Here is a 25,262-nt window from a genome sequence, read left to right on the forward strand (position 1 = left end):
ATAAAAGTATTAAGCATTATGCTCTAAAGCTTGAGTATCATTAATTTTAGCTAGAGTCGGTAATAACTTGTCTATGATCTTATAAACTTGATCTCTTAAGTTTCTACGATCTACAATCATATCAACCATACCTTTCTCAACTAAGAACTCACTTCTTTGGAAACCTTCCGGAAGCTTTTCTCTAACTGTTTGTTCTATAACTCTAGGGCCAGCAAAACCGATCAATGCTTTTGGTTCAGCTATATGTATATCTCCTAACATTGCTAAAGATGCTGATACACCACCAGTTGTTGGATCTGTTAAAACAACTAAGTATGGTAGTTTAGCTTCTGCTAACTTTTCTAATGCCGCACTTGTTTTAGCCATCTGCATTAATGAAAACAGAGATTCTTGCATCCTAGCGCCGCCACTAGCTGTAAAACATATAAAAGGCACTTTTTTTTCTATAGCAAGATTTACACCTCTTACAAATTTTTCTCCAACTACAGATCCCATAGAGCCACCTAAGAACATAAAGTTAAAAGATGCAGCAACTACAGGAAGTCCATGAACTGTACCCTCTTTTACAACAAGAGCATCTTCTTCACCTGTTTTTTTCTTAGCTTGAGATAATCTATCTTTATAAGTTTTAGTATCTTTAAATTTAAGCATATCTAGAGGCTGAATATTTGCAAAATGCTCTACTGCCGTACCATCATCTAAAAAAATGTTTAATCTATCTCTAGCAGAGATTCTATGATGATGATTACAGTGAGGACAAACGTACTGATTATTTTCTAATTCCTCAGAATATAAAGTTACTTGACAACTTGGACATTGGCTCCAAACACCATCTTTTACACTTTTCTTTTCTGAATTTAAACCTAAGCTTCTGCTTATAACTCTTGTCAACCAACTCATAAAAAACTCCTTTAAACTATTATGCTATTTCAATAGAGCTAAAAAAATATGCAATTTCTTCTTTTGCAGTTTCTTCGGCATCAGAACCATGAACAGCATTTGCATCTATACTATCTGCAAAATCTGCTCTAATTGTACCTTTAGCTGCTTCTTTGGGATTTGTTGCTCCCATTAACTCACGATTTTTAGCAATTGCATCATTACCTTCTAAAACTTGGATCATAACTGGACCAGAGATCATAAATTCTACTAGTGCGCTAAAAAATGGTCTTTCTTTATGTACAGCATAAAATCCTTCCGCTTCTTTTCTTGATAATTGTTTCATTTTTGCTGCTACAATTTTCAAACCAGCCTTTTCAAAACGGCTATAAATTTCACCTATAACATTTTTAGCTACAGCGTCTGGCTTTATAATAGATAATGTTCTTTGTTTATTCATTATTTTATTTATTCTCCAATCAAATATCACTTTTGTGATTATAGCACTTTTCTAACCCAAATAACAAAGCCCTACTTATATTTAAAACTAATGATTTTTTATTCCTGCTTCTACAAAAGCTTCAAATAATCGATGACCATATCTTGGAGTTGACGTAAACTCCGGATGGAATTGACATGCTATAAACCATGGGTGATCTGGTATTTCTACAATCTCGACTAAGCTCATATCAGCGCACTTTCCTGAAACCACCATACCATTTGACTCTAAAGCTTCAACATAGTTATTGTTTACTTCATATCTATGTCTATGTCTTTCAATAATTTGCTCCTGACCATAAACCTCTTTAGTCAAACTACCTTCTTTAAGATTACATTTATATCCGCCCAAGCGCATAGTCCCACCAAGATCGGACTTAGAAGTTCTTACATTTAAAGTACCGTCTTCTTTTTTCCATTCTGTTATAAGGCCTACAACAGGGTTTTTCGTACTAAGATCCAACTCACTTGAATTTGCATCTTTTATGCCTAGAACATTTCTACAATATTCGACAACTGATAACTGCATACCTAAGCAAATACCTAAAAATGGAATTTTATTCTCTCTAGCATATTGTATAGCAAGTATTTTACCATCAATACCTCTACTACCAAATCCTCCAGGAACTAATATTGCTCCCACATCAGTAAAGAAAGATGCTACATTATCCGATTTTATTTCTTCTGAATCTACGAATTTAATTTTTACTTTAATACCTTTTTTATATCCAGCATTATATAAAGCTTCATTTAGTGATTTATATGCTTCTGTTAAAGATACATATTTACCAACCATAGCTATAGTAAGTTCTCCTTTAACATTAGCTATTTCATCTACTACATTTTTCCACTCTGATAAATCTGCATCACCTGCTTTTAATGATAATAGCTCAACTAACTTAGCATCAAAACCTTGCTCATGATACCTAGTAGGAACTTCATAAATAGTTTTAACATCTTCTGCAGTAAATACACAGTCATTACTAACATTTGTAAACAGAGCTATTTTTCTTTTTTCTTCTTCACTAAATATTTGCTCACATCTACATACAAGAATATCAGCTTGAATTCCTATACTTCTTAGCTCTTTAACAGAGTGTTGAGTAGGTTTCGTTTTAATTTCACCCGCGACTTTTATATATGGCAGAAGAGTCAAGTGTACAAATAATGTTCTTTCTCTTCCCAACTCTTGTCTTAATTGTCTAATGGCTTCTAAAAAAGGTAATGACTCAATATCACCAACAGTACCACCTATTTCAACTATAGCAACATCTATATCATCTGCTATTCCTTGTTTGATTCTTAGCTTAATTTCATCAGTTATATGAGGAATAACTTGTATAGTTGCTCCGAGATAATCCCCTCGTCTTTCTTTCTTTAAAACGCTCTGGTAAACCCTACCTGTAGTAAAGTTATTAGCTTGAGTCATTCTTCTACGAATAAATCTCTCGTAATGTCCTAAATCAAGATCAGTTTCAGCACCATCTTCTGTAACAAAAACTTCACCATGCTGTAATGGGCTCATAGTACCAGGATCAACGTTTATATATGGATCTAGTTTAAGCATAGTTACATTAAGGCCTCTACTCTCTAGAAGGGTCGCTAAAGATGCTGCTGTAACGCCCTTTCCTAAGGAAGAAACCACACCGCCAGTAACAAAAATAATTTTAGTATTAGAATTCATTTTAGACACATGAAAATATAAAAATCATGGAACCTAATAATAACATTTTCAGACAAAAGTTACTACCCACTTTCTTTATTTTTGAACATTATTAAGAGTATTTATATGAAACTGGATATAGAATTATGATTTGGAAGAAATTAAATACTTTTATTAGTAAAAATAGAATTTAATTTAAATTATTTAATATATTTATTTATTAATTTCACAAAAGCTGTTGGATCCTCTATTTTAGCTCCTTCAACAAACATTGCTTGCATCAATAATAGATTAGAAATATCTCCAAAAACTTCAGTATCAGCTTCATCTTTTAATTTTTGCACTAAATGATGCTCTGCATTAAGTTCTAAAACTGGTTTCATACCCATACCAGGCATAAATGCTTGACCAGCTTCTTCCATCATTTTTTGCATATGTAAACTCATACCATAGTCATTAACAACCACACAACTAGGAGAATCTGTTAATCTCTTAGAAAGTCTTACATCTTCCACTTTATCTTTAAGAGTTTCTTTAACTTCTTTTAAAACCTTTTCAAAATCTTTAGTTTCTTTTTCAAACTTTTCTTTTGTTTCTTCTGTTTCAAACTTATCCAAGTCTATATCACCTTTAATAATAGACTTCATATGCTTACCATCAAATTCAGTTAAGAAAGACATCATCCACTCATCTACTCTGTCTGTAAGTAAAAGAACCTCAATACCTTTCTTTTTAAATACCTCTAACTGAGGATTATTAACAGCAGCTTTAAAACTATCAGATGTAATATAATAAATAGTTTCTTGACCCTCTTTCATTCTAGAAATATAATCGTCTAATGATACAGTTTGCTTAGGATCATTTGTTTCTGTAGACGAAAATCTTAACAAGCTTGCAATCTTTTCTTTATTAGCTGCATCCTCAGATACACCTTCTTTTAGAACCTGACCAAAGTTATCCCATAATTTCTGATACTTTTCAGCATCACTTTTTGCAAGCTTAGCTAATACACTCAAAATTTTAGATACCGTAGCTTTCTTAATTTTATCTATGACCTTGTTGTGTTGTAAAATTTCTCTAGAAACGTTTAGAGGTAAATCTGATGAATCCACAACACCTTTTACAAATCTCAAATATGCTGGAAGAAGCTCCTTATTCTCCATAATAAACACTCTTCTAACATATAAAGATAAACCATAATCTTTATCTCTATTCCAAAAATCAAAAGGCTTATTTTCCGGAATGAATAAAAGACTACTATACTCTAAATTCCCTTCTACTTTATTATGAGACCATGTAAGAGCATTACTAAAATCATGAGAGATATATTTATAAAACTCATTATATTCCTCATCTGTAACTTCATCTCTTGATCTTAACCATATAGCCTTAGTATTATTGATAGTTTCATATTCTTCTTTAACAAATTCCTTACCATCTTTGAACTCTACTTCTTTCATTTGTATAGGAGTATTAATACAGTCTGAATATTTATTAACCAGACCCTTCAAAGAGTTATAATCTAATAGATCTAAATCCTCTTTTTTAAGATGAAGGATTATTTCAGTACCTCTGCTATCTTTAGTTATATTCTCAATAGAAAAGCCTTCTTCAGCAGTAGAAACCCATTTAGTAGCAGTTTCTTTACTTTCTCCAGCTTTTCTAGTTCTTACTGTAACTTTATCTGCAACTATAAAAGATGAATAGAAACCAACACCAAATTGACCTATTAGCTGACTATCTTTACCTGCATCACCAGTTAAATTTTCGATGAACTTTTTAGTTCCTGATTTTGCAATAGTTCCTAGATTTTCAATAACTTCTTGCTCAGTCATACCTATACCATTATCACTAACAGTAATAGTCTTAGCTTTTTTATCAAAATCTATTTTAATAGCATAGTTAGTATCGCCCTCATTAAGTTCTGGATTAGCGATACTTTCATATCTTAATTTTTCAATAGCATCAGAACTATTAGAGATTAATTCTCGTAAAAAGATCTCTCTATTTGAATATAAAGAATGAATAACCAAGTGAAGTAACTTATCTACTTCTGTTTCAAAAGTATAATTTTTCTTAGACATTTTACATAACCCTCTTTTGTTATATTAGATATAAAAACATTCAATATTCTTATATATGAGAGTCATACATTATTTTTCAAGATTTTTTTCTTTCTATTCTACAAAATATAAAAAACTAGTTTCTTTATATAATTCAGAGTAATCTGTAATTGTACATCTTTATAATTTGAGTGAAATCGAAATTTATGAGTTCTGCAGAAAACAATTTTTTAAAACTTATAAAAAAACTTAATAACTCTCACGATTTAGAAACATTACCTCAATGGGGGCCCTATACTAAAAAATATATAGGAACTTCTCATATTACAGATAAGATAAATGGATTAAGATTCGACCTAAGTATCTTCCCTGGCTATTACAGAAGACGTGTTGATGTCCCAAATGTGTTTTATGAAACAGAATATTATCCTTGGGATACTTCAACTGATGGAACTTATTTTAAATTTAGGCACATGCTCGAGTGGAAAGATAAAGTATACTGTGATATTTCTTATTTTCTAATAGATGATAATACTCAAGCTATAAAAGCTAAATTTGTAAATAACACTTCAAACTCAGAAAGCCTAGTTCTTCACTTAATGGGCTCCATGCATTTCCCCTCAATAAAAGAATATGAACCAAATAATCTATTATATCCATCAACTATAGCGCTTTCTGGTGAAGCTCAATGGATTGATGCTACAGATTATTATAACTTGAGTTACTCAATTCCAAAACCAACTGATAATTTAGTTGCTGATGGTAAATTAAGAGGTGAGAGAAGAACCCAAAACTTTGTTAACGGATCTGGAATTGAATTTGGAAAAGTGAAGGATGATCAAATTATATTTAAATTCAATATAGAAGACTCCATAAACAAACCAACATTGCTTTTAAAATATAAATTAGAAAAAAATTCTTCCCTCAAACTAACAATAAGTAATAATGACAAAGACAACCTCTTTGAATGTGACTTACTCTTAGAAAATGAATCTGAATTCAAAGATGTAGAATTACCGAATTTAGAAATAGGAGATTATTTTTTAAAACTAAGTTCCACAAACAATAGAGCTATAAATCTTGATGGTTTTATTGTTGGATCACATGATGATGTACACAAAAGCAGATTTCATCAACAAAATTGGAATCCAACACCTCAAATATCTAAATTTGGTAATAACTCAATTATTCTCAAATACCAAAATACTGAGAAATATTACGGAATATTTTGGGACTATCCTCTTGAAGATTGCGATATAAGAGAGTTTTTTTGTCGTGACTTAGACATATATTTTAAACTTATGGCAAACGAACATGTTCTTAAAGAATTTCACGGAGAAGGGAGCGGACATTTCACAAATATTTTCTTAAGGCCAATAACAGTTAAAGAAAAAGATCAAAAGAATATTTTCTGCGCAACCACAGTAGCTGATAATATAAGTGAAATAGAAGATAAACTAAGATTACTAGAACAAAAAAATTATCTATCAAAGAAAATAAAATCCTTTAAAGAAAAGAATCTATCTAAAAACAACTCTAAAAATATTTTACCTAATGGTGAAAAATATCAATTCTCTCAAGGTATTTTAAAAAATGTCATTCTTACAAATATAGTTTTCCCAATATATACACAAAAAAGTTATATTCGTCATTTAGCTCCTGGGAAATGGTGGGACTGCTTATATACTTGGGACTCTGGTTTTATAGGACTTGGGCTTTTGGAATATGACATTGACAGAGCAATTGAAAACCTAAATGCTTATCTAACTAGTACAGATAATCAATCAGCTTTTATTCATCATGGAAGCCCAGTACCAGTACAACACTATCTTTTCTTTGAGATATGGAATAGATCAAACTCTTTTGAATTACTTGAGCACTATTATCCTCGTCTTAAACAATATTATTTATTTTTAAGTGGTCATTTAGGTAGTTCAAGCACTAGAAGATTAAACTCAAACCTACTTCAAACGTGGGATTATTTTTACAATTCGGGCGGCTGGGATGATTATCCTTCACAATACCATATGCACAAGGAAAATATAAAAAACGTTACTCCTGTCATAACTACTGCCCACTGTATAAGAATCGCAAAATTTCTAACTATGTACTCTGAACTTCTAAGCCTAGAAGATGATTCTGCTTTTTACAAACATGATATTGAAATATTATCAAATGCCTTAAATAAGTTATCATGGGATAAGAATGCTGGCTACTATAGTTATGTAAACCATGATAGTGCTGGTTTTCCAACAAGCTTTCTAATAAATGAGCAAGGAGAAAATTTTAATAAAGGATTAGATGGAGCATATCCTATTGTTTCAGGAATATGTAATCCTAAAATAGAAAAAACTCTATTAAGTAAACTTAAATCTCCAAAAAAACTATGGTCAAAAGCTGGCTTATCTGCTGTAGACCAGTCAGCATCATACTATCGTAAAGATGGTTACTGGAATGGAACAGTATGGATGTCTCATCAATGGTTCTTTTGGAAAAGCCTTCTTGATATAGGAGAATATAAATTCGCTGAAAAACTGGCTCTTAAAGCCTTAAATCTATGGAAGAATGAAACTGATAGTAACTATAGAAGCTTAGAGCACTTTATAATTGAAACTCAAAGAGGTGCAGGATGGCATGCATTTAGTGGACTTTCTTGCCCAATAATTAACTGGTTTAATGCTTATTTTACTATCGGAACTATAAACACAGGTTTTGATACCATAATAGTGTCAAAAAAATTTAATAGTAATTATTCAGATCTAAAACTTTCTCTAAAAATCTATCCACGAGAAAATTCTTTAGGCTATATATCTATACTTGTAGTAGTAAACCCTAAGTACACATACAAACTCTCCAAAGAGAAAAAAAATGTTTCAATAATAAATAATAAGCAAGGCAATGTTATATTAAATATCAAAAAATCTAACTTAACTAGCACACTAGACTTACATTTAATTCCAACATAATAATTAAAAGGTACAGCAAATGAATGATCGTGAAAAATTTCTAACCAAGTTCAAAATTCTATTAGCTTTTTTTAGTCTAAGCTTTCTTGTTTATTGTTTTCCGATCTTAATCATGCAGGCTACAAGCTACTATAAAATATCTCATGGCTCTGCAGGAGCTTTAGAAAGCTACTTTAATATAACTCGTGTAATAGCATCATTAGTTGCTTTTACTATTTTTCTTAAATTTGGTTATAAAAAACCATTAAGCTATACTTTCTTCTTTGTTGCTATTTTTTGTCTAGTTGCTCCATTTATAAATTCTATTTGGATGATCCGGCTTTATCTATTAATGACTGGCATATCTTTTGTAGTTATTAAAATATCAAGCTATAGTATGGTTACTTTAGTTACTAATAATCCTAATGAACATGCAAGTTTTGTTAACTTTATGGAATTAATCCATATGATTGGCAATATGATGGCAGTTTGGGTATTTTCTTTTTTTATGCAAAATACTGACGGTACAGAATGGTTATACATGTTTTGGTTAATTGCGGGAATATGTTTAGTCTTAGGTTTAATATTTTTATTAACACCGCTTAATGAGAATGCTATAGAAACAGAAAAAAATAAACCTTTTAAAAATCAAATAAAAGATGTTAAACACATTATTTTAATGTGGTGTGTTCCTTTTTTCTTCATTATGTTTTTCGCTTATGAATTTATTGAACAAGGAGTTGGTCCTTGGCTCATGACGTTTAACCATGAAGTTCTTGGAATTACAAAGAATCTAAGTGTTCAATTAGGTAGTTTATTTACTCTAGCTATTGCTCTTGGAAGATTATATGGAACTATTATTTTTAAATATATCGAATGGCATAAAGTCCTTCTTGCAAACTTTATAATTGGTTTATTTTTTATTGGTATCGTTATGTTTAATATGGATCATGGGATTGGTTCAAATTCTACTAATATCTTCAATTTACCATTAGTCGCATATTGTTTACCGCTTGTAGGTTTTTTTATAGGACCAGTTTATCCAACCTTAGTCTCAACGTTTATGAGTTGTCACAATAAAGGATTACATGCCGCTGCAATTAGTATTGTAATGATACTTGGAGCTTTTGTTGACAGTGTCTCAGCTAGAATAGTTGGTGACTTATTTAGTAATATTGGAGGATTAAGTACTTTTAAATTTAGCACAATAATTCCATTAACTATATTAATTATACTAATAGTACCTTATGCTTTAATCATAAATAAAACATCTAAAAGTGAAAAAGAAGAATAAAATTTAGTAGAATTAGAAAGAAAAATTAAGAATTATATAGACTATTCCTCGTTAGGAATTTCATCAACTTCTGGTCTATCAACCAACTCAATATAAGCCATAGGCGCTTTATCACCAAAACGATAGCCACACTTTAATATTCTAGTATATCCACCACTTCTTTCTGCATAACGAGTACCAAATTCTTCAAACAGTTTTGTTACAGCTGCTTTATTTCTTAGAAAATCAAACGCTTGTCTTCTTAATGCAACTGATTGTGCTTTAAATTCTGCAGAATTAGTATCTAAACTATTTCTTAATGAATGTTCTCTTTTTGCTAAAGTAACTAAAGGCTCTACAATTGTACGAAGCTCTTTAGCTTTAGGTAAAGTAGTTTTGATTATTTCATGATTAATTAAAGACGCAGACATATTTTTAAACATTGCTTTTCTATGGCTACTAGTTCTGCCGAACTTTCTTCCATTCTTATGATGTCTCATAGTAATTTCTCCTTTATAGTTAAAATTATTTTATTACTATTTATTTACCTTCAGCAATTTCTCTAAAGTTTTCAATATGAACGCCTAGAGAAAGGCTATTATCTATTAAGATTTGCTTAATTTCATTTAGTGATTTCTTACCTAAATTAGGAATCTTCATTAACTGAGACTCTGAATACTGTACTAAATCACCTAAATATTTAATATTTTCAGCTCTTAGACAATTAGATGATCTAACTGTTAATTCTAAATCATCAATTGGTTTAAGCAAAATTGGATCTATATTTGAATCTATTAAAGAATCTGATGCTCTACCTTGAGAAGGAACTTTTAGAGATACAAATACAGAAATTTGCTCACAGAAGCATTCCAAAGCAGTTTTAATAGCTTCAAATGGTTCAACTGTACCATTTGTTTTTATAAGTATCTCTAGATTTTCACTATTCCCATTATCTATTACTCTGAATGTAATTCTTTTAATAGGGTTAAAATCAGGATCAACAGCTATATCTCCAACTTTTTCAAGTTCCACATCAACATATGACAAAATACCTACATTTCTTCCAGAAAGAACAGACGCTGATAAGCTAAATTCTCTTTTATCTGTTAATGTTGCAATTACTTGATCTTTGTTTGCGATAGAAACACCTTTAGTTTGCTTAAAATCACCAGCAGTTACAACGCCACTTTTATTAACATTAAGTTCTAAAGAGACAGAGTCAACATCTTTGTCTAAACCTATAGCAACTTGCTTAAGGTTTGATATTATCTCAACAACATCTTCTTTTACATCGTCTAAAGTTGAATATTCATGCAAAACATCTTTTATATTGACTTTAACAATAGAAGCACCCGGCATTGATGAAAGCAAAACTCTTCTAATAGAATTTCCTAAAATATGTGCCATACCTTTTTCTATAGGAGACAACAGTATTTTATATCCAAAAGCACCTAGCTCTTCTACAAGCTCAACACGAGGTATAAATTCTTGTTTTGAACTATTTTTACTCACAAATATCTCCTTGAAGTAAAGCTATTGTATATAGCTTAAGAAAAATATTATAAATTATGATTACTTACTTAGAATATAACTCAACTATCAACTGTTCATTAATATCAGTTGATAATTCAGATCTATCTGGAGAAGCTTTCAATACACCTTCTAAAGAATCAGTATTAACATCAATCCAAGAGAATTCTTTTCTACCTTTAGCTAACTCTAAAGCATTTTGAATTCTTAACTGTTTCTTAGCTTTTTCGCGAACAGCAATTACATCACCAGACTTAACTTGACAAGATGGAACATTACAAGTTTTACCATTTAAAGTAATTCCTTTATGTACAACCAACTGTCTAGCTTCCGCTCTAGTTGCTGCAAATCCCATTCTATATACAACGTTGTCTAGTCTTGATTCTAAAAGCTCTAACAAAGTAGCTCCGGTATTACCCTTTCTTCTACTTGCTTCAAAATAATATTTTTTAAACTGACCTTCTAAAACACCGTACATACGACGAACTTTTTGTTTTTCTCTCAACTGTAATCCATAGTCAGAAAGGCGAGCTCTTCTTCCGCCATGTTGACCAGGGGCAGTATTCATTTTACATTTCTCATCAGCCGCTTTTACGCCACTTTTTAGAAATAAATCAGTACCTTCTCTTCTAGAAAGTTTACACTTTGGTCCTAGATATCTAGCCATTATAAATTTCCCTTTAAAATATTAAACACGACGTTTTTTAGGAGGACGACATCCATTATGAGGTAAAGGAGTCACATCAGTTATGCTAGTCACTTTTAAATTTTTAGCATTTAAAGCTCTAACTGCCGAGTCTCTTCCTGAACCAGGCCCTTTAACTAAAACATCAACATTTCTTACACCATATTCTAATGCCATATCAGCCGCTCTTTCTGCCGCAACCTGTGCTGCAAATGGTGTACTTTTTCTTGAACCTCTGAAACCACTACCACCTGAAGTAGCCCAAGATAAAGCATTACCTTGTCTATCTGTAATAGTTACTATAGTATTATTAAAAGATGAGTAAATATGAGCAACTGCATCAGTTACAACTCTTTTTACTTTTTTCTTTGTTGATCTAACAGACTTAGCCATATCAATTTTTACCTTTTATTACTTATTGTTATAATTATTTTATGCCTTAATTGGCTTTCTTGGACCCTTGCGAGTACGAGCATTAGTCTTTGTTCTTTGACCTCTGACAGGTAAACTACGACGATGTCTTTTTCCTCTGTAGCAACCCAAATCCATAAGTCTTTTAATATCCATAGATACTTCTCTGCGTAAATCACCTTCTACAGTAAATTTAGCAACTTCTGTTCTTAAGCTTTCAACTTGATCTTCTGTTAAATCTTTTATTTTAGTTGTAGGATTCAAGTTGCATATTTCACAAATCTTAATTGCTCTTGTTTTCCCTATTCCATAAATTGAAGTCAGTCCTATCACAGCATGCTTATGAACAGGAATATTAACGCCAGCTATACGAGCCATCTATTTTCACTCCTAATTAATACTTTTAAAATTTAGTTTGTATCTATAGTATTTTAATAACATACAAAGATAACTTTTTAAAAACAAATAATCAAGCCTTATTTAAAGCTTAAATATTAACCTTGTCTTTGTTTATGTCTAGGATCTGTACATATCACACGAACTACTCTATTACGTTTGATAACTTTACAGTTTCTACACATTTTTTTTACCGAAGCTCTAACTTTCATTATATTTATTCTCCACAATATTATTTTCTATTTTCTTTTTCCACTTAAATTAGCTTTTTTTAATAATGAGTCATACTGTGTAGACATCATATGAGATCTAACTTGAGCCATAAAATCCATCATTACAACAACAACAATTAACAAAGATGTTCCACCAAATGTAAATGAAAGTCCTTGTGCAAAAAATTTCATCACAAATATTGGTAATAAACAAATTGCTGTTATATATAAAGACCCAACAAGAGTTAGTCTTGTCATAACTGAATCAATATATTTTGCTGTTTGCTCACCAGGTCTTACACCAGAGATATAAGCCCCTGATTTTTTTAAGTTCTCAGCCGTATCCTTTGGATTAAAAACTAAAGAAGTATAAAAGAAACAGAAAAAGATTATAGTAGCAGCAAAGACTATAGTGTAAACAATACTTCCCGGCTGCATTATTTCTGCAACATCACCTAACCAGCTTAACGAGTTATAATTAGCTAACCATCCAAATAATACTCCTGGCACCATAAGAATAGATGATGCAAATATTGCTGGAATAACTCCAGCCATATTAAGCTTAAGAGGAAGATGACTTGTCTGCGCAGCATACATTTTTCTGCCTTGCTGCCTTTTTGCATAATTGACAGTGATCTTTCTTTGAGCACTCTCCATAAAAACTACAAATGCAATAACCAAAAGCAATAATATTAGTAAAACCCATACTGAAAGGTATGTTATACTCCCTTGACTTGCTTGATATAAAGTGTTTCCAATTTCAAAAGGTAAATTCGCTACTATACCCGAAAATATAAGTAGAGATATACCATTTCCAACACCTCTTTCTGTCATTTGTTCACCCAACCACATCAAAAACATGCTTCCAGTTGTTACAGAAACAACTGTTGTAAGGTAAAACAAAGGCATTGAATTAGTAGTAACTAATCCTGGTTGATGCAATATATATGCCACTATACCAAAAGACTGAACAATAGCTAATATTAAAGTTAAATATCTAGTGTATTGAGTTATTTTCTTCTGCCCAGATTCTCCTTCTTTTTTCAACTCTATAAGCTTTGGATAAACTGCTGATAGCATTTGAAAAATAATTGAAGCTGAGATATAAGGCATAACACCTAAAGCAAATATACTCATTTGAGTAAGAGCTCCCCCTGAGAACATATTAAACATACTCATCAAACCGTTATTGCCTGATGAATTCTGTCTAGAAATAAGTTCTACTAACTGAGCTGAATCTATATTTGGTATAGGAATATATACACCTAATCTAAATACCATTATAGATAAAACTACAAATATCAATCTAGATTTTAACTCTCCAGAATTGGAAGCATTACTATATTTTGACATATTTGATATTACTCTATTTTACCGCCAGCCTGTTCAATAGCATCTCTAGCACCTTTTGTACAAGCTATTCCTGTTAAGTTAATAGCTTTTTCAACAGCACCACTAGCTATAACTTTAGCAGCTTTTATATCTTTTCTTATAAGTCCAAAATCTTTTAAAACTTCTAAATTTACATCTTCAACTGGAAGACTATTTAATTCATGAAGTCTTATTTCAGCAGTATATCTCTTAGAAGCAGAGGTAAAACCAAATTTTGGCAATCTTCTTTGTAAAGGCATTTGACCACCTTCAAAACCTACCTTATGATAGCCGCCTGCACGCGCTTTTTGACCTTTATGACCCTTACTAGAAGTTTTTCCTAAACCACTTCCAATACCACGACCTAATCTTTTAGGTGCACTTTTAGAGCCATGGGCAGGAGCAATTGTATTTAATTTCATTATACTACCCCTCTATTTTAACCATATAATATATTTTATTAGCCATACCACGATTTGCAGCTGTATCTAGAACTTCAACTGTGTGGTTTATTTTTCTTAAGCCCAACCCTCTAGCACAAGCTATATGGTTTTCTTTACGACCATTTAAACTTTTTACAAGGGTAACTTTGAATGTCTTAGATTGAGTCATATTAAATTACTCCTGAATTTCTTCAACAGAAAGACCTCTTTTATCAGCGATCTCTTCTGGGGATTTTATCTTAGCTAATCCAGCAATTGTAGCTCTCACAACATTCACAGGATTTGTTGAACCATAAGTTTTAGCTAAAACGTTATGAACACCAACAACCTCAAAAACAGAACGCATCGCACCACCAGCAATAATACCAGTACCTTGAGAAGCTGGTTGCATGAAAACTTTAGAAGCACCATGAGAAGACATCACTGGATACCATAAAGTATCTACATTAAGGTTAACTGACACCATATTTTTCTTAGCGTTTTCCATAGCTTTTTGTATAGCAACAGGCACTTCTCTTGATTTACCTCTACCAATACCAATCCTGCCTTTACCATCACCTACAACAGTCAAAGCAGCAAAGCTCATGATTCTACCACCTTTTACTGTTTTAGAGTGTCTCTTAACACTAACTAATTTTTCAATCAGTTCTTCATTCTTTTTTACTTCATTAGACATAATGAAATCATCCATATTTTTTAGTTAAAACTGCAAACCATGCTCTCTAGCAGCATCTGCTAAAGCTTTCACACGGCCATGATACTTATATCCAGATCTATCAAAAGCAACTTTTTCAATCCCTTTTTCTTTACATCTGTTAGCCACAACTTCACCAACAATGGCAGCAGAAGCAACATTACCAGTATATTTACACTTTGATTTAATATCTTTTTCAACTGTAGATGCAGAAGCTAATACAACAGAACCATCACCAGAAATAACTTGCGCATAAATATGTCTTGGCGTTCTAAAAACACAAAGTCTAATTTGCTCAAGCTCTCTTAATTTAATTCTAGTACGCTTACTACGATTCAAACGAGCAGTTTTTTTATCCATAATAATTACTACCTTATATACTACTTCTTCTTAGCTTCTTTCTTAGCTACATATTCGTTATCATAACGAACACCTTTACCTTTATAAGGCTCAGGTTTTCTATAGTCTCTAATCTCAGCAGCTACTTTACCTAAAAGCTCTTTATCTGCTCCTTTAAGAATTATTTCTGTAGGAACAGGAGTTTCTGCAGTTACACCCTGAGGAAGCTTATAAACAACCGGATGAGAAAAGCCAAGTGTTAAATTTAGCTCATTACCTTGAGCCTTAGCACGATAACCAACACCTATAATTCTAAGCTTTTTCTCAAAACCCTTACTTACGCCTTCAACCATATTACTTAGAATAGCTCTCGCAGTACCTGACTGAGCAATAGCATTCTGACTATTATTAACTGGCTTTATAGTAGCAACATCAGCAGCAACATCAAATGTTACATCAGAAGAGAAAATCTTAGTCAATGTAGCTTTAGAACCTTTAACTTGAACTTCATTACCAGCTGCAACACTAATTGTAACACCGCTTGGAATAACGACAGGCTTTTTACCTATTCTAGACATTTTCAATTACCTCCAACGGTTAATTAAGCCACATAGCCTATAATTTCACCACCAACACCAAGAGCTCTTGCTTTTCTATCACTAACTAAACCTTTAGATGTAGAAATTATAGCAACGCCAAAGCCACCATAAACTTTTGGTAAATCAGCATGTGACTTATATATTCTCAAACTTGGCCTACTAACTCTCTTTATCATTTCGATAACAGGAGAACCATTATGGTACTTAAGTTCGATATTTATAAAAGAATGCGCCTTATCACTAGTCTCTTTAGCACAACTAGCTACATAACCCTCTTTTACCAAAAAATTTGCTATTTCCATTTTCATTTTAGAAAAAGGAACAGAAACAGTTTCTTTACCAGAAGAAAGACCATTTCTTATTCTTGTAAACATATCCGAAATTGGATCTTGCATACTCATATTTTAATTCCTTATTACCAACTAGCTTTTTTCAAACCAGGAACATCACCTGCCATTGCATACTCTCTAAGCTTATTACGGCATAACCCGAATTTTCTATATACAGCATGCGGTCTACCTGTTACTCTACATCTTCTTTGCACTCTAGATGCAGAAGAGTTCACTGGTAATTTTTGCAGTTTAATTTGAGCTTCCCACTTTTGCTCTTCAGTAGAGTTAATATCAAGAATAATAGCTTTAAGCTCAGCTCTTTTTTGAGCGTATTTAGCTACTAGTTTCTCTCTCTTTAATTCTCTCTGAATCATTCCTTCTTTTGCCATTTAAAACCCCAATATAAAATTAAGACTTCAAAGGAAAACCAAATGCTTTAAGCAAAGCTCTTCCTTGATCATCATTTTTAGCAGTAGTAGTTATTGAAATATCTAAACCTCTAATAGTGTCGATCTTATCATAGTCTATTTCCGGAAATGAAATTTGCTCTTTCATACCTAGACTATAATTCCCACTACCATCAAAGGACTTAGCACTTAATCCCCTAAAATCTCTAATTCTAGGAATAGCAATTGTTATAAGCCTGTCTAAAAACTCATACATGCGCTCGCCACGTAGAGTTACTTTACACCCTATTGGCCAACCATCACGAATTTTAAAACCTGCGATAGATTTTCTAGACTTAGTAACAACAGGATTTTGACCAGCAATAGCAGTCAAATCTTTTACCGCAAAAGTCATAATTTTTTTATCTTTTGCCGCATCACCAACACCCATATTAAGAGTAATTTTCTCAATACGAGGTACTTCCATAACATTATCTAAATTTAGCTCATTCTTTAGTTTAGCAACAAGCTCATTTTGATAATAATCTTTTAGTCTTGCCATAAAAATAACCGCCTATAGATCAACCAATTCACCATTTGACTTAAAATAGCGAACCTTTTTATTTTCCTCAACCAATCTATAACCCACTCTATCAGCTTTTTCAGTAGTTGGATTATATATAGCAACGTTAGAAGCGTGAACAGGAAGCTCTTTTTCAACAACTCCACCCTCCACACCTTTATTTGGGTTTGGCTTAATGTGTTTTTTAACCACATTAATACCCTCAACCAAGATCAAAGAACCGCCCTTAGAAAATGACTTAACAGTTCCTCTACGACCTTTATCTTTACCAGCAATAACAATTACATCATCGCCTTTTTTTAATCTATTCATTTCTCACCTCAAAATATACTATAAAACTTCTGGCGCCAGAGAAACGATCTTCATGAATTTCTCACTACGAAGCTCTCTTGTTACTGGACCAAAAATACGAGTCCCTATAGGCTGTCCATTAGCATTTAATAATACAGCAGCATTGCCATCAAAACGAACTACTGAACCATCCTTTCTACGAACACCCTTTGCCGTTCTAACAACAACAGCATTATATACAGAACCTTTTTTAGCCTTACCTCTTGGAGCAGCTTCTTTTACAGTAACTTTAATAACATCACCAATAGATGCATATCTACGATGTGAGCCACCTAAAACCTTTATACACTCTACTCTCTTTGCACCACTGTTATCAGCAACTTGGAGCTCTGTTTGCATCTGAATCATACAAAATCCTTATTCATTAACATAAGACCAGTGCTAGCGGAAGCACTTTTAAGTCCCACAAATATACCAATAAACAAAAATAAAATCAAACTTATTTATTTTTCTCTATGGATAATATCCACTAAGCACCACTTCTTCATTTTAGAATAGGGTTTAGTTTCTTTAAAAGTTATAACATCGCCTTTTTTACATTCATTATTTTCATCATGAACATAGTATTTAGTAGTTTTTCTTACAAACTTACCGTAAAGAGGATGTTTTACATATCTTTCTGCTTTAACGACAACGCTTTTGTCCATAGCATCACTAGAAACTTTACCTTCTAGCACTCTGATTTTATCGCTCATACTTAAGCACCTATTTCTTTTTCTGATATTATCGAATTTATACGAGCAATATTTCTTTTAGCACTTTTGAATAAGTGATTTTTATTTAATTGCCCAGTACCCTTTTGCATACGAAGTGAAAATAGTTGTTGCAATAACTCAATTTTCAAATCCTGCAACTCAGAAACACTTTTATTTCTATAATCTTTTAAAGTATCTTTTCTCTTCATTACATCACCTGTTTTTCAACAAAAGTTGTAGAGACTGGTAACTTAGCAGCAGCTCTTGAAAAAGCTTCTCTAGCTAACTCTTCTTTAACACCTGTTATCTCATATAAAACACGTCCTGGCTGAATTTGAGCAACCCAATATTCAACCGAACCTTTACCTTTACCCATACGAACTTCTAAAGGCTTTTCTGTAATAGGCTTATCTGGAAATATTCTAATCCAAACTTTACCACCACGCTTAATATGACGATTAATAGCTCTTCTTCCCGCTTCTATTTGTCTAGCAGTAATTCTACCCCTAGAAGTAGCTTGAAGACCAAACTCACCAAAGCTTACTTTATTACCTCTGTGAGCCAACCCCCTATTACGCATCTTCTGCTGTTTACGAAACTTTGTACGCTTAGGTTGTAGCATTATTTAGCTCCTTTTCTATTACTATTCTTATCAGCTATTTGACCTGGAAGAATTTCACCCTTATAGATCCAAACTTTAACTCCAATAATTCCATAAGTTGTCAAAGCTTGTGCAGTTGAATAATCAACATCCGCTCTAAATGTTTGAAGAGGAACTCTACCTTCCCTAGCCCATTCAGAACGAGCAATTTCAGCACCACCAAGTCTACCACTAACCATAATCTTAATACCTTTAGCACCAGATTTCATAGCAGATTGAATAGCTTTTTTCATTGCTCTTCTAAACATAACTCTTTTTTCTAGCTGTTGCGCAACACTCTCCGCAACCAATCTAGCATCCAATTCAGGCTTACGAACTTCTTCTATATTAACTTGAACAGGAACGCCCATTATTTTATGAATATCTGAACGAAGCTTTTCAACATCCTCACCTTTCTTGCCAATAACAATTCCTGGTCTTGCAGTGTGAATAGTTACTTTAGCATTCTGAGCAGGTCTCTCAATCACAATTTTACTAACTGCTGCTGAAGCAAGTTTCTTATGCAAAAACTCTCTAACTTTAATATCTTCATTAAGATTATTAGCATAGCTAGAAGAGTCAGCATACCATGTTGAACGCCAGTCTCTAATATAACCTAAGCGAATACCATTAGGATTTACTTTTTGACCCATTATCTATACCTCTTAATTTTTTTCAGCAACTTTCACAGTAATATGTGAAGTTCTTTTTAAAATACGATTACCCCTACCTTTCGCTCTAGCTTCAAAGCGTTTCATAGTAGGTCCTTCATCAACAAAGATAGTCGAAACATACAATGAGTCTACATCCATACCATCATTATGTTCAGCATTAGCAATTGCAGAGTTCAAAACCTCTTTTACTAAAACCGCAGCTTTTTTGTTACTAAAAGTCAGAAGATTTATAGCTTTATCTACAGGTAAGCCTCTGACTTGGTCAGCAACCAGCCTACACTTTTGAGCTGAAATTCTTGCAAACTTTAATTTAGCTTGTACTTCCATATTAACCCTCAACTATTTTTTCTTAGCTTTTTTATCAGCAGCATGTCCACGATAATTGCGAGTCAAAACAAACTCACCCAACTTATGACCAACCATTTCTTCTGTCATAAGAACAGGTACATGTTGTTGACCATTATGTACAGCTATAGTTAAACCTATCATATCTGGCACAATCATCGATCTTCTAGACCATGTTTTGATTGGCTTTTTAGAATTACTTTCTTGCGCTTCAAAAACCTTCTTTAAAAGATGATGATCAACAAAAGGTCCTTTTTTTAATGAACGAGGCACAACTTTCTCCCTAATTACTTACGTTTTTGAACAATCAACTTATTAGAACGCTTATTCTTGCGCGTCTTATAACCTTTAGTTGGAATACCCCAAGGCGTTACTGGATGTCTACCACCAGAAGTACGACCTTCACCACCACCATGCGGGTGATCTACCGGGTTCATCGCAACACCCCTAACAGTTGGCCTAATACCTCTCCAACGACTAGCGCCTGCCTTACCTAAAGATTTTAGATTATGCTCAGAGTTAGAAACAACCCCAACAACAGCTCTACAATCCAATAGCACTCTTCTCATCTCGCCAGATCTTAAACGGATTATAGCATATGCATTATCCTTACCAACTAACTGAGCAAAAGTACCAGCACTTCTAATCATCTGAGCACCTTTTTTAGGCTTCATCTCAATATTATGAACAACTGTACCAAGAGGAATATTTCTTAAAGGCATACAGTTACCAACAGCAACATCAACCTTCTCACCAGAAATAATTTCCATATCTTTTTTCAATCCTTTTGGCGCAATAACATATCTTCTCTCACCATCAGAATATAAAACTAAAGCAATATTTGCACTACGGTTAGGATCATACTCAATCCTCTCAACCCTCGCAACTATACCATCTTTATTTCTTTTAAAGTCAACAATACGATAATGTTGTCTTTGCCCACCACCTTGATGACGAACAGTTATTCTACCAGTATTATTTCTACCAGCATTTTTCTTTTTCTTTTCCACCAAACCTTTAAATGGCTTACCTGTATGTAGTTCCGTATTTTTCACACTAATAACGTGGCGACGGCCAGGGGATGTAGGTTTAGCTTTTTTAATTTCAATCATGACTATAAAACCTTCCTAAAATTACTCTGCACCAACAAAATTAATATCATGCCCTTCAGCCAACTTAACATAAGCCTTTTTCCAAGCTTTAGTTTTGCCCTCAACACGACCAAATTTACGTGCTTTGCCTTTAACATTAAGGATATTAACCGATTCAACCTTTACTTCAAAAAGCTTCTCAATCGCATCTTTTACATCATATTTATTAGCAAAAGAAGCTACATGGAAAACTATTGTTGAGCCACTATCTGCTAAACCATAAGACTTATCAGAAACATGAGGTCTTACAATCGTTCTTAACAATTTTTCTTGTGAATTCATGCCAACTTCTCCTCTATTTCTTTTATAGCTTTCTCAGTAACTACTACATTTTCGAAGCACATAAGAGAAACTGGATTAATATCCATAGAATCACAAACTGCAACATTTTTAAGGTTTCTAGAAGAAAGATATAAATTCTCACTAAACTCTTCAATACCCACAACAAAAAGAACATCTTTTACATTTAAACTATCAACCAAGCTTTTAAATTCTTTTGTTTTAGGAGTTTGTAAAGCCAATTCGCTAACCAATCTCATTCTATCAGATCTTACTAATTCTGATAAAATTGATTTCATAGCTCCAATATACATCTTACGATTAACTTTTTGCTTATAGCTTCTTGGCTTAGCCGCAAATGTAACACCACCCTTTCTAAATATAGGCGAGCGAATAGTACCCGCTCTTGCTCTACCAGTACCCTTCTGTCTCCAAGGTTTAGCTCCACCACCAGAAACTTCTGATCTAGTTTTTTGAGCTTTAGTACCTTGACGAGCACCAGCCATATAAGCTACAACAACCTGGTGAATCAAAGACTCATTATAATCCGTAGCGAAAACACTATCCGCAACACCTAAAGAGCCAGCTTCATTACCAGTCAATGATTTAATATTTAAGTCCACAACAAATCTCCGGTATAATTTCTACTAACTTTTAACTGCTGGAGAAACAACGATATCTCCACCAACAGATCCTGGAATACCACCTTTTAAAAGCAATAAACCATTCTCTACGTCAACCCTAACAACCTCAAGCGACTGAATAGTAACATTTTCGCTACCTAAATGACCAGCCATCTTTTTACCTTTAAACACCCTGCCTGGAGTTTGGTTTTGACCTGTAGAACCATGAACCCTATGAGATACTGAGTTACCATGAGTGGCATCCTGAGTTCTAAAGTTATGACGCTTCACAACACCAGCAAAGCCTTTACCCTTAGAAACACCTCTTACATCCACTTTCTGACCAGCTTCAAAGATACTAGCATCAATAGATGCTCCAACTTGGAAATCATGACCAGATTCAACAACAAATTCCCACAAACCGCGACCTGGCTCAACACCAGCTTTAGCAAAATGTCCAGCTAAAGGTTTGTTAACATTAGAACGCTTTTTAAAACCAGTAGTTACCTGAACAGCACTATAACCATCCGTTTCAGCAGTTTTAACTTGAGCAACAACATTCGGCTCAACATGCACTACCGTTACAGGAATAGAAACGCCATCTTCAGTAAAAATACGAGTCATACCACACTTGCGACCAACTAATCCTAAAGACATATTTTATCCTCTATTATTATTATTTAACCCCATGATTACGATTGACCATGAAGACCTAAGTCAATATACCCTCTCAAAAAGGTAACGTATATATTAACTCAAACTAATCTGAACATCAACACCTGAAGCTAAATCAAGCTTCATTAAAGCATCAACTGTTTTATCTGTAGGCTGAACAATATCAATTAATCTCTTATGAGTTCTTATTTCATATTGATCCCTAGCTTTCTTATTCACATGAGGAGAGATAAGAATTGTAAATCTCTCTTTACGCATAGGCAAAGGAATAGGTCCTTTAACCTGAGCCCCTGTTTTCTTAGCTGTATCAACAATCTCCTGAGTAGAAGCATCAATAAGCTTATGATCAAAGGCTTTTAGTCTAATTCTAATACGTTGATTATTTATAGCCATTTTATTTATACCCTTTTATTAAGCGTTACGTTTTTTTATTATTTCATCGGCAATGTTGTTTGGTACTTCAGCATACTTTTTAAACTCCATAGAGAAAGATGCTCTACCTTGGCTCATAGAACGAACATTAGTAGCATAACCAAACATCTCAGCCAAAGGAACAAGAGCACTAACAACTCTGCCACTTGGATTTTCATCCATACCTTCGATAATACCTCTTCTTCTGTTCAGATCGCCCATAACATCACCAAGATAATCTTCAGGAGTTACAACCTCAACTTTCATTATTGGTTCAAGTATACAAGCATTAGCTTTCTTAGCACCCTCTTTAAGAGCCATAGAACCAGCAATCTTAAATGCCATTTCAGATGAGTCAACATCATGGTATGAACCATCAAATAGTGTAGCTTTAACACCTATCATAGGATACCCCGCTAAAACACCATTTGATAACTGCTCTTCAATACCCTTAGAAACAGAACCTATATACTCTTTAGGAACCGCACCACCAACGATAGCATCAACGAACTCATAAACCTTATCTTCACCATTCTCATCCTGACCAGACAAAGGCTCGAATTTTACATATACATGACCATATTGACCACGACCACCCGACTGACGAACAAACTTAGACTCTTGCTCAACAGTTGATCTAATAGTTTCTCTGTATGCAACTTGCGGGTTACCAACATTTGCTTCCACCTTAAACTCACGTCTCATACGATCAACAATAATATCTAAGTGAAGCTCACCCATACCAGAGATAATTGTCTGACCACTCTCTTCATCAGTTTTTACCCTAAATGAAGGATCTTCCGCAGCCAACTTACCTAAAGCAATACCCATCTTTTCTTGATCCGCCTTTGTCTTAGGCTCAACAGCAACAGAAATAACTGGCTCAGGAAATTCCATTCTCTCAAGAATCACTACTTTATCAAGATCACATAATGTATCGCCAGTAGTTACATCCTTAAGACCGATACAAGCAGCAATATCGCCAGCCCTTACTTCTTTAATCTCTTCACGCTTATTAGCATGCATCTGAACTATACGCCCCACACGCTCTTTCTTACTTTTAACAGGATTATAAACCGCATCACCCGATTTAAGAACACCAGAGTAAACACGTATAAATGTAAGGTTACCAACAAATGGGTCTGTAGCCAATTTAAACGCCAATGCTGCAAAAGGCTCATCATCAGAAGATTTTCTTGCTGCTGGCTGACCATCTTCAGTTTCACATTTAATAGCAGGAACTTGGTTGGGTGCTGGCAAATAGCGCACCACGCCATCAAGCACAGCTTGAACACCCTTATTCTTGAACGCAGAGCCACAGAATGCCAAAACAATCTCATTATTAATCACGCGCTTACGCAAACCTTCATGAATCTCTTCGTCAGTTAGTTCCCCACCTTCAAGATATTTTTCCATCATTTCTTCAGATGCTTCAGCCGCAGCTTCAACCATTTCCATGCGAAGCTCTTCAGCTCTATCTTGAAGTTCAGCAGGAATGTCAACAAGATCATAAGTTAAACCCATGTCTTCTTCGTTCCACATAATTGCTTTCATCTTAACAAGATCTATTACACCCTTAAAATCTTCTTCAGCGCCAATATTTAATTGAACAGGCACAACAGTAGCTTTAAGACGAGTTCTAATCTGACGAACAACTCTTTCAAAGTCTGCCCCAGCTCTATCCATCTTATTTACAAAGACAATTCTTGGTACACCGTACCTATTCGCTTGACGCCATACAGTCTCTGACTGAGGCTCAACACCAGATGATCCACAAAAAACAACTACCGCACCATCGAGCACACGTAAAGAACGCTCTACTTCAATAGTAAAGTCAACGTGACCTGGAGTATCAATAATATTAATACGATGCTCATCAAACTGCTGATCCATACCTTTCCAGAATGTAGTAGTAGCAGCAGAAGTAATTGTAATACCCCTTTCTTGCTCTTGCTCCATCCAATCCATAGTAGCAGCACCGTCATGAACTTCACCAATCTTGTGAGACAAGCCAGTATAGAAAAGTATACGCTCTGTAGTTGTAGTCTTACCTGCGTCAACGTGAGCACAGATACCAATATTTCTATATTTCTCTAAAACCGTTTTACGAGACACT

The 25,262-nt window shown here is 33.6% G+C and carries 35 protein-coding genes; 2 read left to right on the top strand and 33 right to left on the bottom strand.

Annotation, left to right across the window (positions count from 1 at the left end):
• Positions 1-9: 9 nt before the first annotated feature.
• The 4 genes from accD to htpG form a co-directional block, all read right to left on the bottom strand.
• Complete coding sequence (accD, locus tag KX01_RS00710) at positions 10-900, bottom strand: acetyl-CoA carboxylase, carboxyltransferase subunit beta (RefSeq protein WP_071663172.1); 891 nt, start codon at positions 898-900, stop codon at positions 10-12.
• A 19-nt stretch (positions 901-919) separates the two neighbouring features.
• Complete coding sequence (gene ndk, locus KX01_RS00715) at positions 920-1,339, bottom strand: nucleoside-diphosphate kinase (RefSeq protein WP_071663173.1); 420 nt, start codon at positions 1,337-1,339, stop codon at positions 920-922.
• 87 nt (positions 1,340-1,426) lie between these two features.
• Positions 1,427-3,061: a CTP synthase gene (locus KX01_RS00720; RefSeq protein ID WP_071663174.1), complete on the bottom strand. Its 1,635-nt coding sequence runs from the start codon at positions 3,059-3,061 to the stop codon at positions 1,427-1,429.
• Positions 3,062-3,240: 179 nt separating this feature from the next.
• Positions 3,241-5,124 carry a molecular chaperone HtpG gene (gene htpG / locus KX01_RS00725; RefSeq protein ID WP_071663175.1) on the bottom strand — a complete coding sequence of 628 codons (1,884 nt, stop codon included), beginning with the start codon at positions 5,122-5,124 and terminating at the stop codon, positions 3,241-3,243.
• A gap of 185 nt (positions 5,125-5,309) precedes the next feature.
• Between htpG and KX01_RS00730 the strand changes: the two genes are divergently transcribed.
• Both KX01_RS00730 and KX01_RS00735 read left to right on the top strand, forming a co-directional pair.
• Complete coding sequence (locus tag KX01_RS00730) at positions 5,310-8,069, top strand: MGH1-like glycoside hydrolase domain-containing protein (protein WP_071663176.1); 2,760 nt, start codon at positions 5,310-5,312, stop codon at positions 8,067-8,069.
• 19 nt (positions 8,070-8,088) lie between these two features.
• Positions 8,089-9,342 carry an MFS transporter gene (locus KX01_RS00735; RefSeq protein WP_071663177.1) on the top strand — a complete coding sequence of 418 codons (1,254 nt, stop codon included), beginning with the start codon at positions 8,089-8,091 and terminating at the stop codon, positions 9,340-9,342.
• 41 nt (positions 9,343-9,383) lie between these two features.
• On the opposite strand, the gene rplQ is transcribed toward KX01_RS00735, so the two are convergent.
• The 29 genes from rplQ to fusA form a co-directional block, all read right to left on the bottom strand.
• Positions 9,384-9,821 carry a 50S ribosomal protein L17 gene (rplQ, locus tag KX01_RS00740; RefSeq protein WP_071663178.1) on the bottom strand — a complete coding sequence of 146 codons (438 nt, stop codon included), beginning with the start codon at positions 9,819-9,821 and terminating at the stop codon, positions 9,384-9,386.
• 40 nt (positions 9,822-9,861) lie between these two features.
• Positions 9,862-10,833, bottom strand: a complete 972-nt coding sequence (locus tag KX01_RS00745) for a DNA-directed RNA polymerase subunit alpha (protein ID WP_071663179.1) — start codon at positions 10,831-10,833, stop codon at positions 9,862-9,864.
• 64 nt (positions 10,834-10,897) lie between these two features.
• Positions 10,898-11,518, bottom strand: a complete 621-nt coding sequence (gene rpsD, locus KX01_RS00750) for a 30S ribosomal protein S4 (RefSeq protein ID WP_071663180.1) — start codon at positions 11,516-11,518, stop codon at positions 10,898-10,900.
• Positions 11,519-11,539: 21 nt separating this feature from the next.
• A complete protein-coding gene (rpsK, locus tag KX01_RS00755; protein WP_071663181.1) occupies positions 11,540-11,929 on the bottom strand; it encodes a 30S ribosomal protein S11 in 390 nt (129 codons plus the stop codon).
• 39 nt (positions 11,930-11,968) lie between these two features.
• Positions 11,969-12,325, bottom strand: a complete 357-nt coding sequence (gene rpsM / locus KX01_RS00760; RefSeq protein WP_071663182.1) for a 30S ribosomal protein S13 — start codon at positions 12,323-12,325, stop codon at positions 11,969-11,971.
• 116 nt (positions 12,326-12,441) lie between these two features.
• Positions 12,442-12,555 (bottom strand): 50S ribosomal protein L36, encoded by a 114-nt coding sequence (rpmJ, locus tag KX01_RS00765; protein ID WP_003017816.1) that lies wholly within the window; start codon positions 12,553-12,555, stop codon positions 12,442-12,444.
• A gap of 27 nt (positions 12,556-12,582) precedes the next feature.
• Positions 12,583-13,908, bottom strand: a complete 1,326-nt coding sequence (gene secY / locus KX01_RS00770; RefSeq protein WP_071663183.1) for a preprotein translocase subunit SecY — start codon at positions 13,906-13,908, stop codon at positions 12,583-12,585.
• A gap of 8 nt (positions 13,909-13,916) precedes the next feature.
• Positions 13,917-14,348 (bottom strand): 50S ribosomal protein L15, encoded by a 432-nt coding sequence (gene rplO, locus KX01_RS00775; RefSeq protein WP_071663184.1) that lies wholly within the window; start codon positions 14,346-14,348, stop codon positions 13,917-13,919.
• Between the two features lie 4 nt (positions 14,349-14,352).
• Entirely contained in the window at positions 14,353-14,538 is a 186-nt protein-coding gene (rpmD, locus tag KX01_RS00780; RefSeq protein WP_071663185.1) for a 50S ribosomal protein L30, read from the bottom strand.
• Positions 14,539-14,544: 6 nt separating this feature from the next.
• Positions 14,545-15,045: a 30S ribosomal protein S5 gene (rpsE, locus tag KX01_RS00785; protein WP_071663186.1), complete on the bottom strand. Its 501-nt coding sequence runs from the start codon at positions 15,043-15,045 to the stop codon at positions 14,545-14,547.
• Positions 15,046-15,069: 24 nt separating this feature from the next.
• A complete protein-coding gene (rplR, locus tag KX01_RS00790; protein ID WP_071663187.1) occupies positions 15,070-15,423 on the bottom strand; it encodes a 50S ribosomal protein L18 in 354 nt (117 codons plus the stop codon).
• Between the two features lie 20 nt (positions 15,424-15,443).
• Positions 15,444-15,980 carry a 50S ribosomal protein L6 gene (gene rplF / locus KX01_RS00795; RefSeq protein ID WP_071663188.1) on the bottom strand — a complete coding sequence of 179 codons (537 nt, stop codon included), beginning with the start codon at positions 15,978-15,980 and terminating at the stop codon, positions 15,444-15,446.
• 23 nt (positions 15,981-16,003) lie between these two features.
• Complete coding sequence (gene rpsH / locus KX01_RS00800; protein WP_071663189.1) at positions 16,004-16,402, bottom strand: 30S ribosomal protein S8; 399 nt, start codon at positions 16,400-16,402, stop codon at positions 16,004-16,006.
• Positions 16,403-16,416: 14 nt separating this feature from the next.
• The gene (gene rpsN / locus KX01_RS00805) at positions 16,417-16,722 is read right to left on the bottom strand and encodes a 30S ribosomal protein S14 (RefSeq protein ID WP_071663190.1); all 306 of its coding nucleotides are present in this window, start codon (positions 16,720-16,722) and stop codon (positions 16,417-16,419) included.
• Between the two features lie 19 nt (positions 16,723-16,741).
• On the bottom strand, positions 16,742-17,281 hold the full coding sequence (gene rplE, locus KX01_RS09255; protein WP_083578872.1) for a 50S ribosomal protein L5: 540 nt from the start codon (positions 17,279-17,281) through the stop codon (positions 16,742-16,744).
• A gap of 12 nt (positions 17,282-17,293) precedes the next feature.
• Positions 17,294-17,614 carry a 50S ribosomal protein L24 gene (gene rplX / locus KX01_RS09260; RefSeq protein ID WP_083578873.1) on the bottom strand — a complete coding sequence of 107 codons (321 nt, stop codon included), beginning with the start codon at positions 17,612-17,614 and terminating at the stop codon, positions 17,294-17,296.
• An 18-nt stretch (positions 17,615-17,632) separates the two neighbouring features.
• Complete coding sequence (rplN, locus tag KX01_RS00815) at positions 17,633-18,001, bottom strand: 50S ribosomal protein L14 (protein ID WP_071663191.1); 369 nt, start codon at positions 17,999-18,001, stop codon at positions 17,633-17,635.
• Positions 18,002-18,096: 95 nt separating this feature from the next.
• Positions 18,097-18,348, bottom strand: coding sequence for a 30S ribosomal protein S17 (rpsQ, locus tag KX01_RS00820; protein ID WP_071663192.1), 252 nt, complete (start codon positions 18,346-18,348; stop codon positions 18,097-18,099).
• Between the two features lie 2 nt (positions 18,349-18,350).
• A complete protein-coding gene (gene rpmC, locus KX01_RS00825; protein ID WP_071663193.1) occupies positions 18,351-18,557 on the bottom strand; it encodes a 50S ribosomal protein L29 in 207 nt (68 codons plus the stop codon).
• Entirely contained in the window at positions 18,557-18,970 is a 414-nt protein-coding gene (gene rplP / locus KX01_RS00830) for a 50S ribosomal protein L16 (protein ID WP_071663194.1), read from the bottom strand. The genes rpmC and rplP overlap by 1 nt, the downstream gene beginning before the upstream one ends.
• The gene (gene rpsC, locus KX01_RS00835; protein WP_071663195.1) at positions 18,970-19,641 is read right to left on the bottom strand and encodes a 30S ribosomal protein S3; all 672 of its coding nucleotides are present in this window, start codon (positions 19,639-19,641) and stop codon (positions 18,970-18,972) included. The genes rplP and rpsC overlap by 1 nt, the downstream gene beginning before the upstream one ends.
• A 12-nt stretch (positions 19,642-19,653) precedes the next feature.
• Positions 19,654-19,989 carry a 50S ribosomal protein L22 gene (rplV, locus tag KX01_RS00840; protein ID WP_071663196.1) on the bottom strand — a complete coding sequence of 112 codons (336 nt, stop codon included), beginning with the start codon at positions 19,987-19,989 and terminating at the stop codon, positions 19,654-19,656.
• A gap of 12 nt (positions 19,990-20,001) precedes the next feature.
• The gene (rpsS, locus tag KX01_RS00845) at positions 20,002-20,280 is read right to left on the bottom strand and encodes a 30S ribosomal protein S19 (RefSeq protein ID WP_071663197.1); all 279 of its coding nucleotides are present in this window, start codon (positions 20,278-20,280) and stop codon (positions 20,002-20,004) included.
• Between the two features lie 14 nt (positions 20,281-20,294).
• The gene (gene rplB, locus KX01_RS00850; protein WP_071663198.1) at positions 20,295-21,119 is read right to left on the bottom strand and encodes a 50S ribosomal protein L2; all 825 of its coding nucleotides are present in this window, start codon (positions 21,117-21,119) and stop codon (positions 20,295-20,297) included.
• A 21-nt stretch (positions 21,120-21,140) separates the two neighbouring features.
• Positions 21,141-21,440, bottom strand: a complete 300-nt coding sequence (gene rplW / locus KX01_RS00855; RefSeq protein WP_071663199.1) for a 50S ribosomal protein L23 — start codon at positions 21,438-21,440, stop codon at positions 21,141-21,143.
• The gene (gene rplD, locus KX01_RS00860; protein ID WP_071663200.1) at positions 21,437-22,060 is read right to left on the bottom strand and encodes a 50S ribosomal protein L4; all 624 of its coding nucleotides are present in this window, start codon (positions 22,058-22,060) and stop codon (positions 21,437-21,439) included. Before rplD ends, rplW begins: the two co-directional genes overlap by 4 nt.
• A gap of 24 nt (positions 22,061-22,084) precedes the next feature.
• Positions 22,085-22,717: a 50S ribosomal protein L3 gene (gene rplC / locus KX01_RS00865; RefSeq protein ID WP_071663201.1), complete on the bottom strand. Its 633-nt coding sequence runs from the start codon at positions 22,715-22,717 to the stop codon at positions 22,085-22,087.
• A 93-nt stretch (positions 22,718-22,810) separates the two neighbouring features.
• Entirely contained in the window at positions 22,811-23,128 is a 318-nt protein-coding gene (rpsJ, locus tag KX01_RS00870; protein ID WP_156860350.1) for a 30S ribosomal protein S10, read from the bottom strand.
• A gap of 18 nt (positions 23,129-23,146) precedes the next feature.
• A complete protein-coding gene (gene fusA / locus KX01_RS00875; RefSeq protein WP_071663202.1) occupies positions 23,147-25,261 on the bottom strand; it encodes an elongation factor G in 2,115 nt (704 codons plus the stop codon).
• Position 25,262 lies beyond the last annotated feature (1 nt).

The sequence above is a fragment of the Francisella frigiditurris genome (assembly GCF_001880225.1).
Lineage (GTDB): Bacteria > Pseudomonadota > Gammaproteobacteria > Francisellales > Francisellaceae > Francisella > Francisella frigiditurris.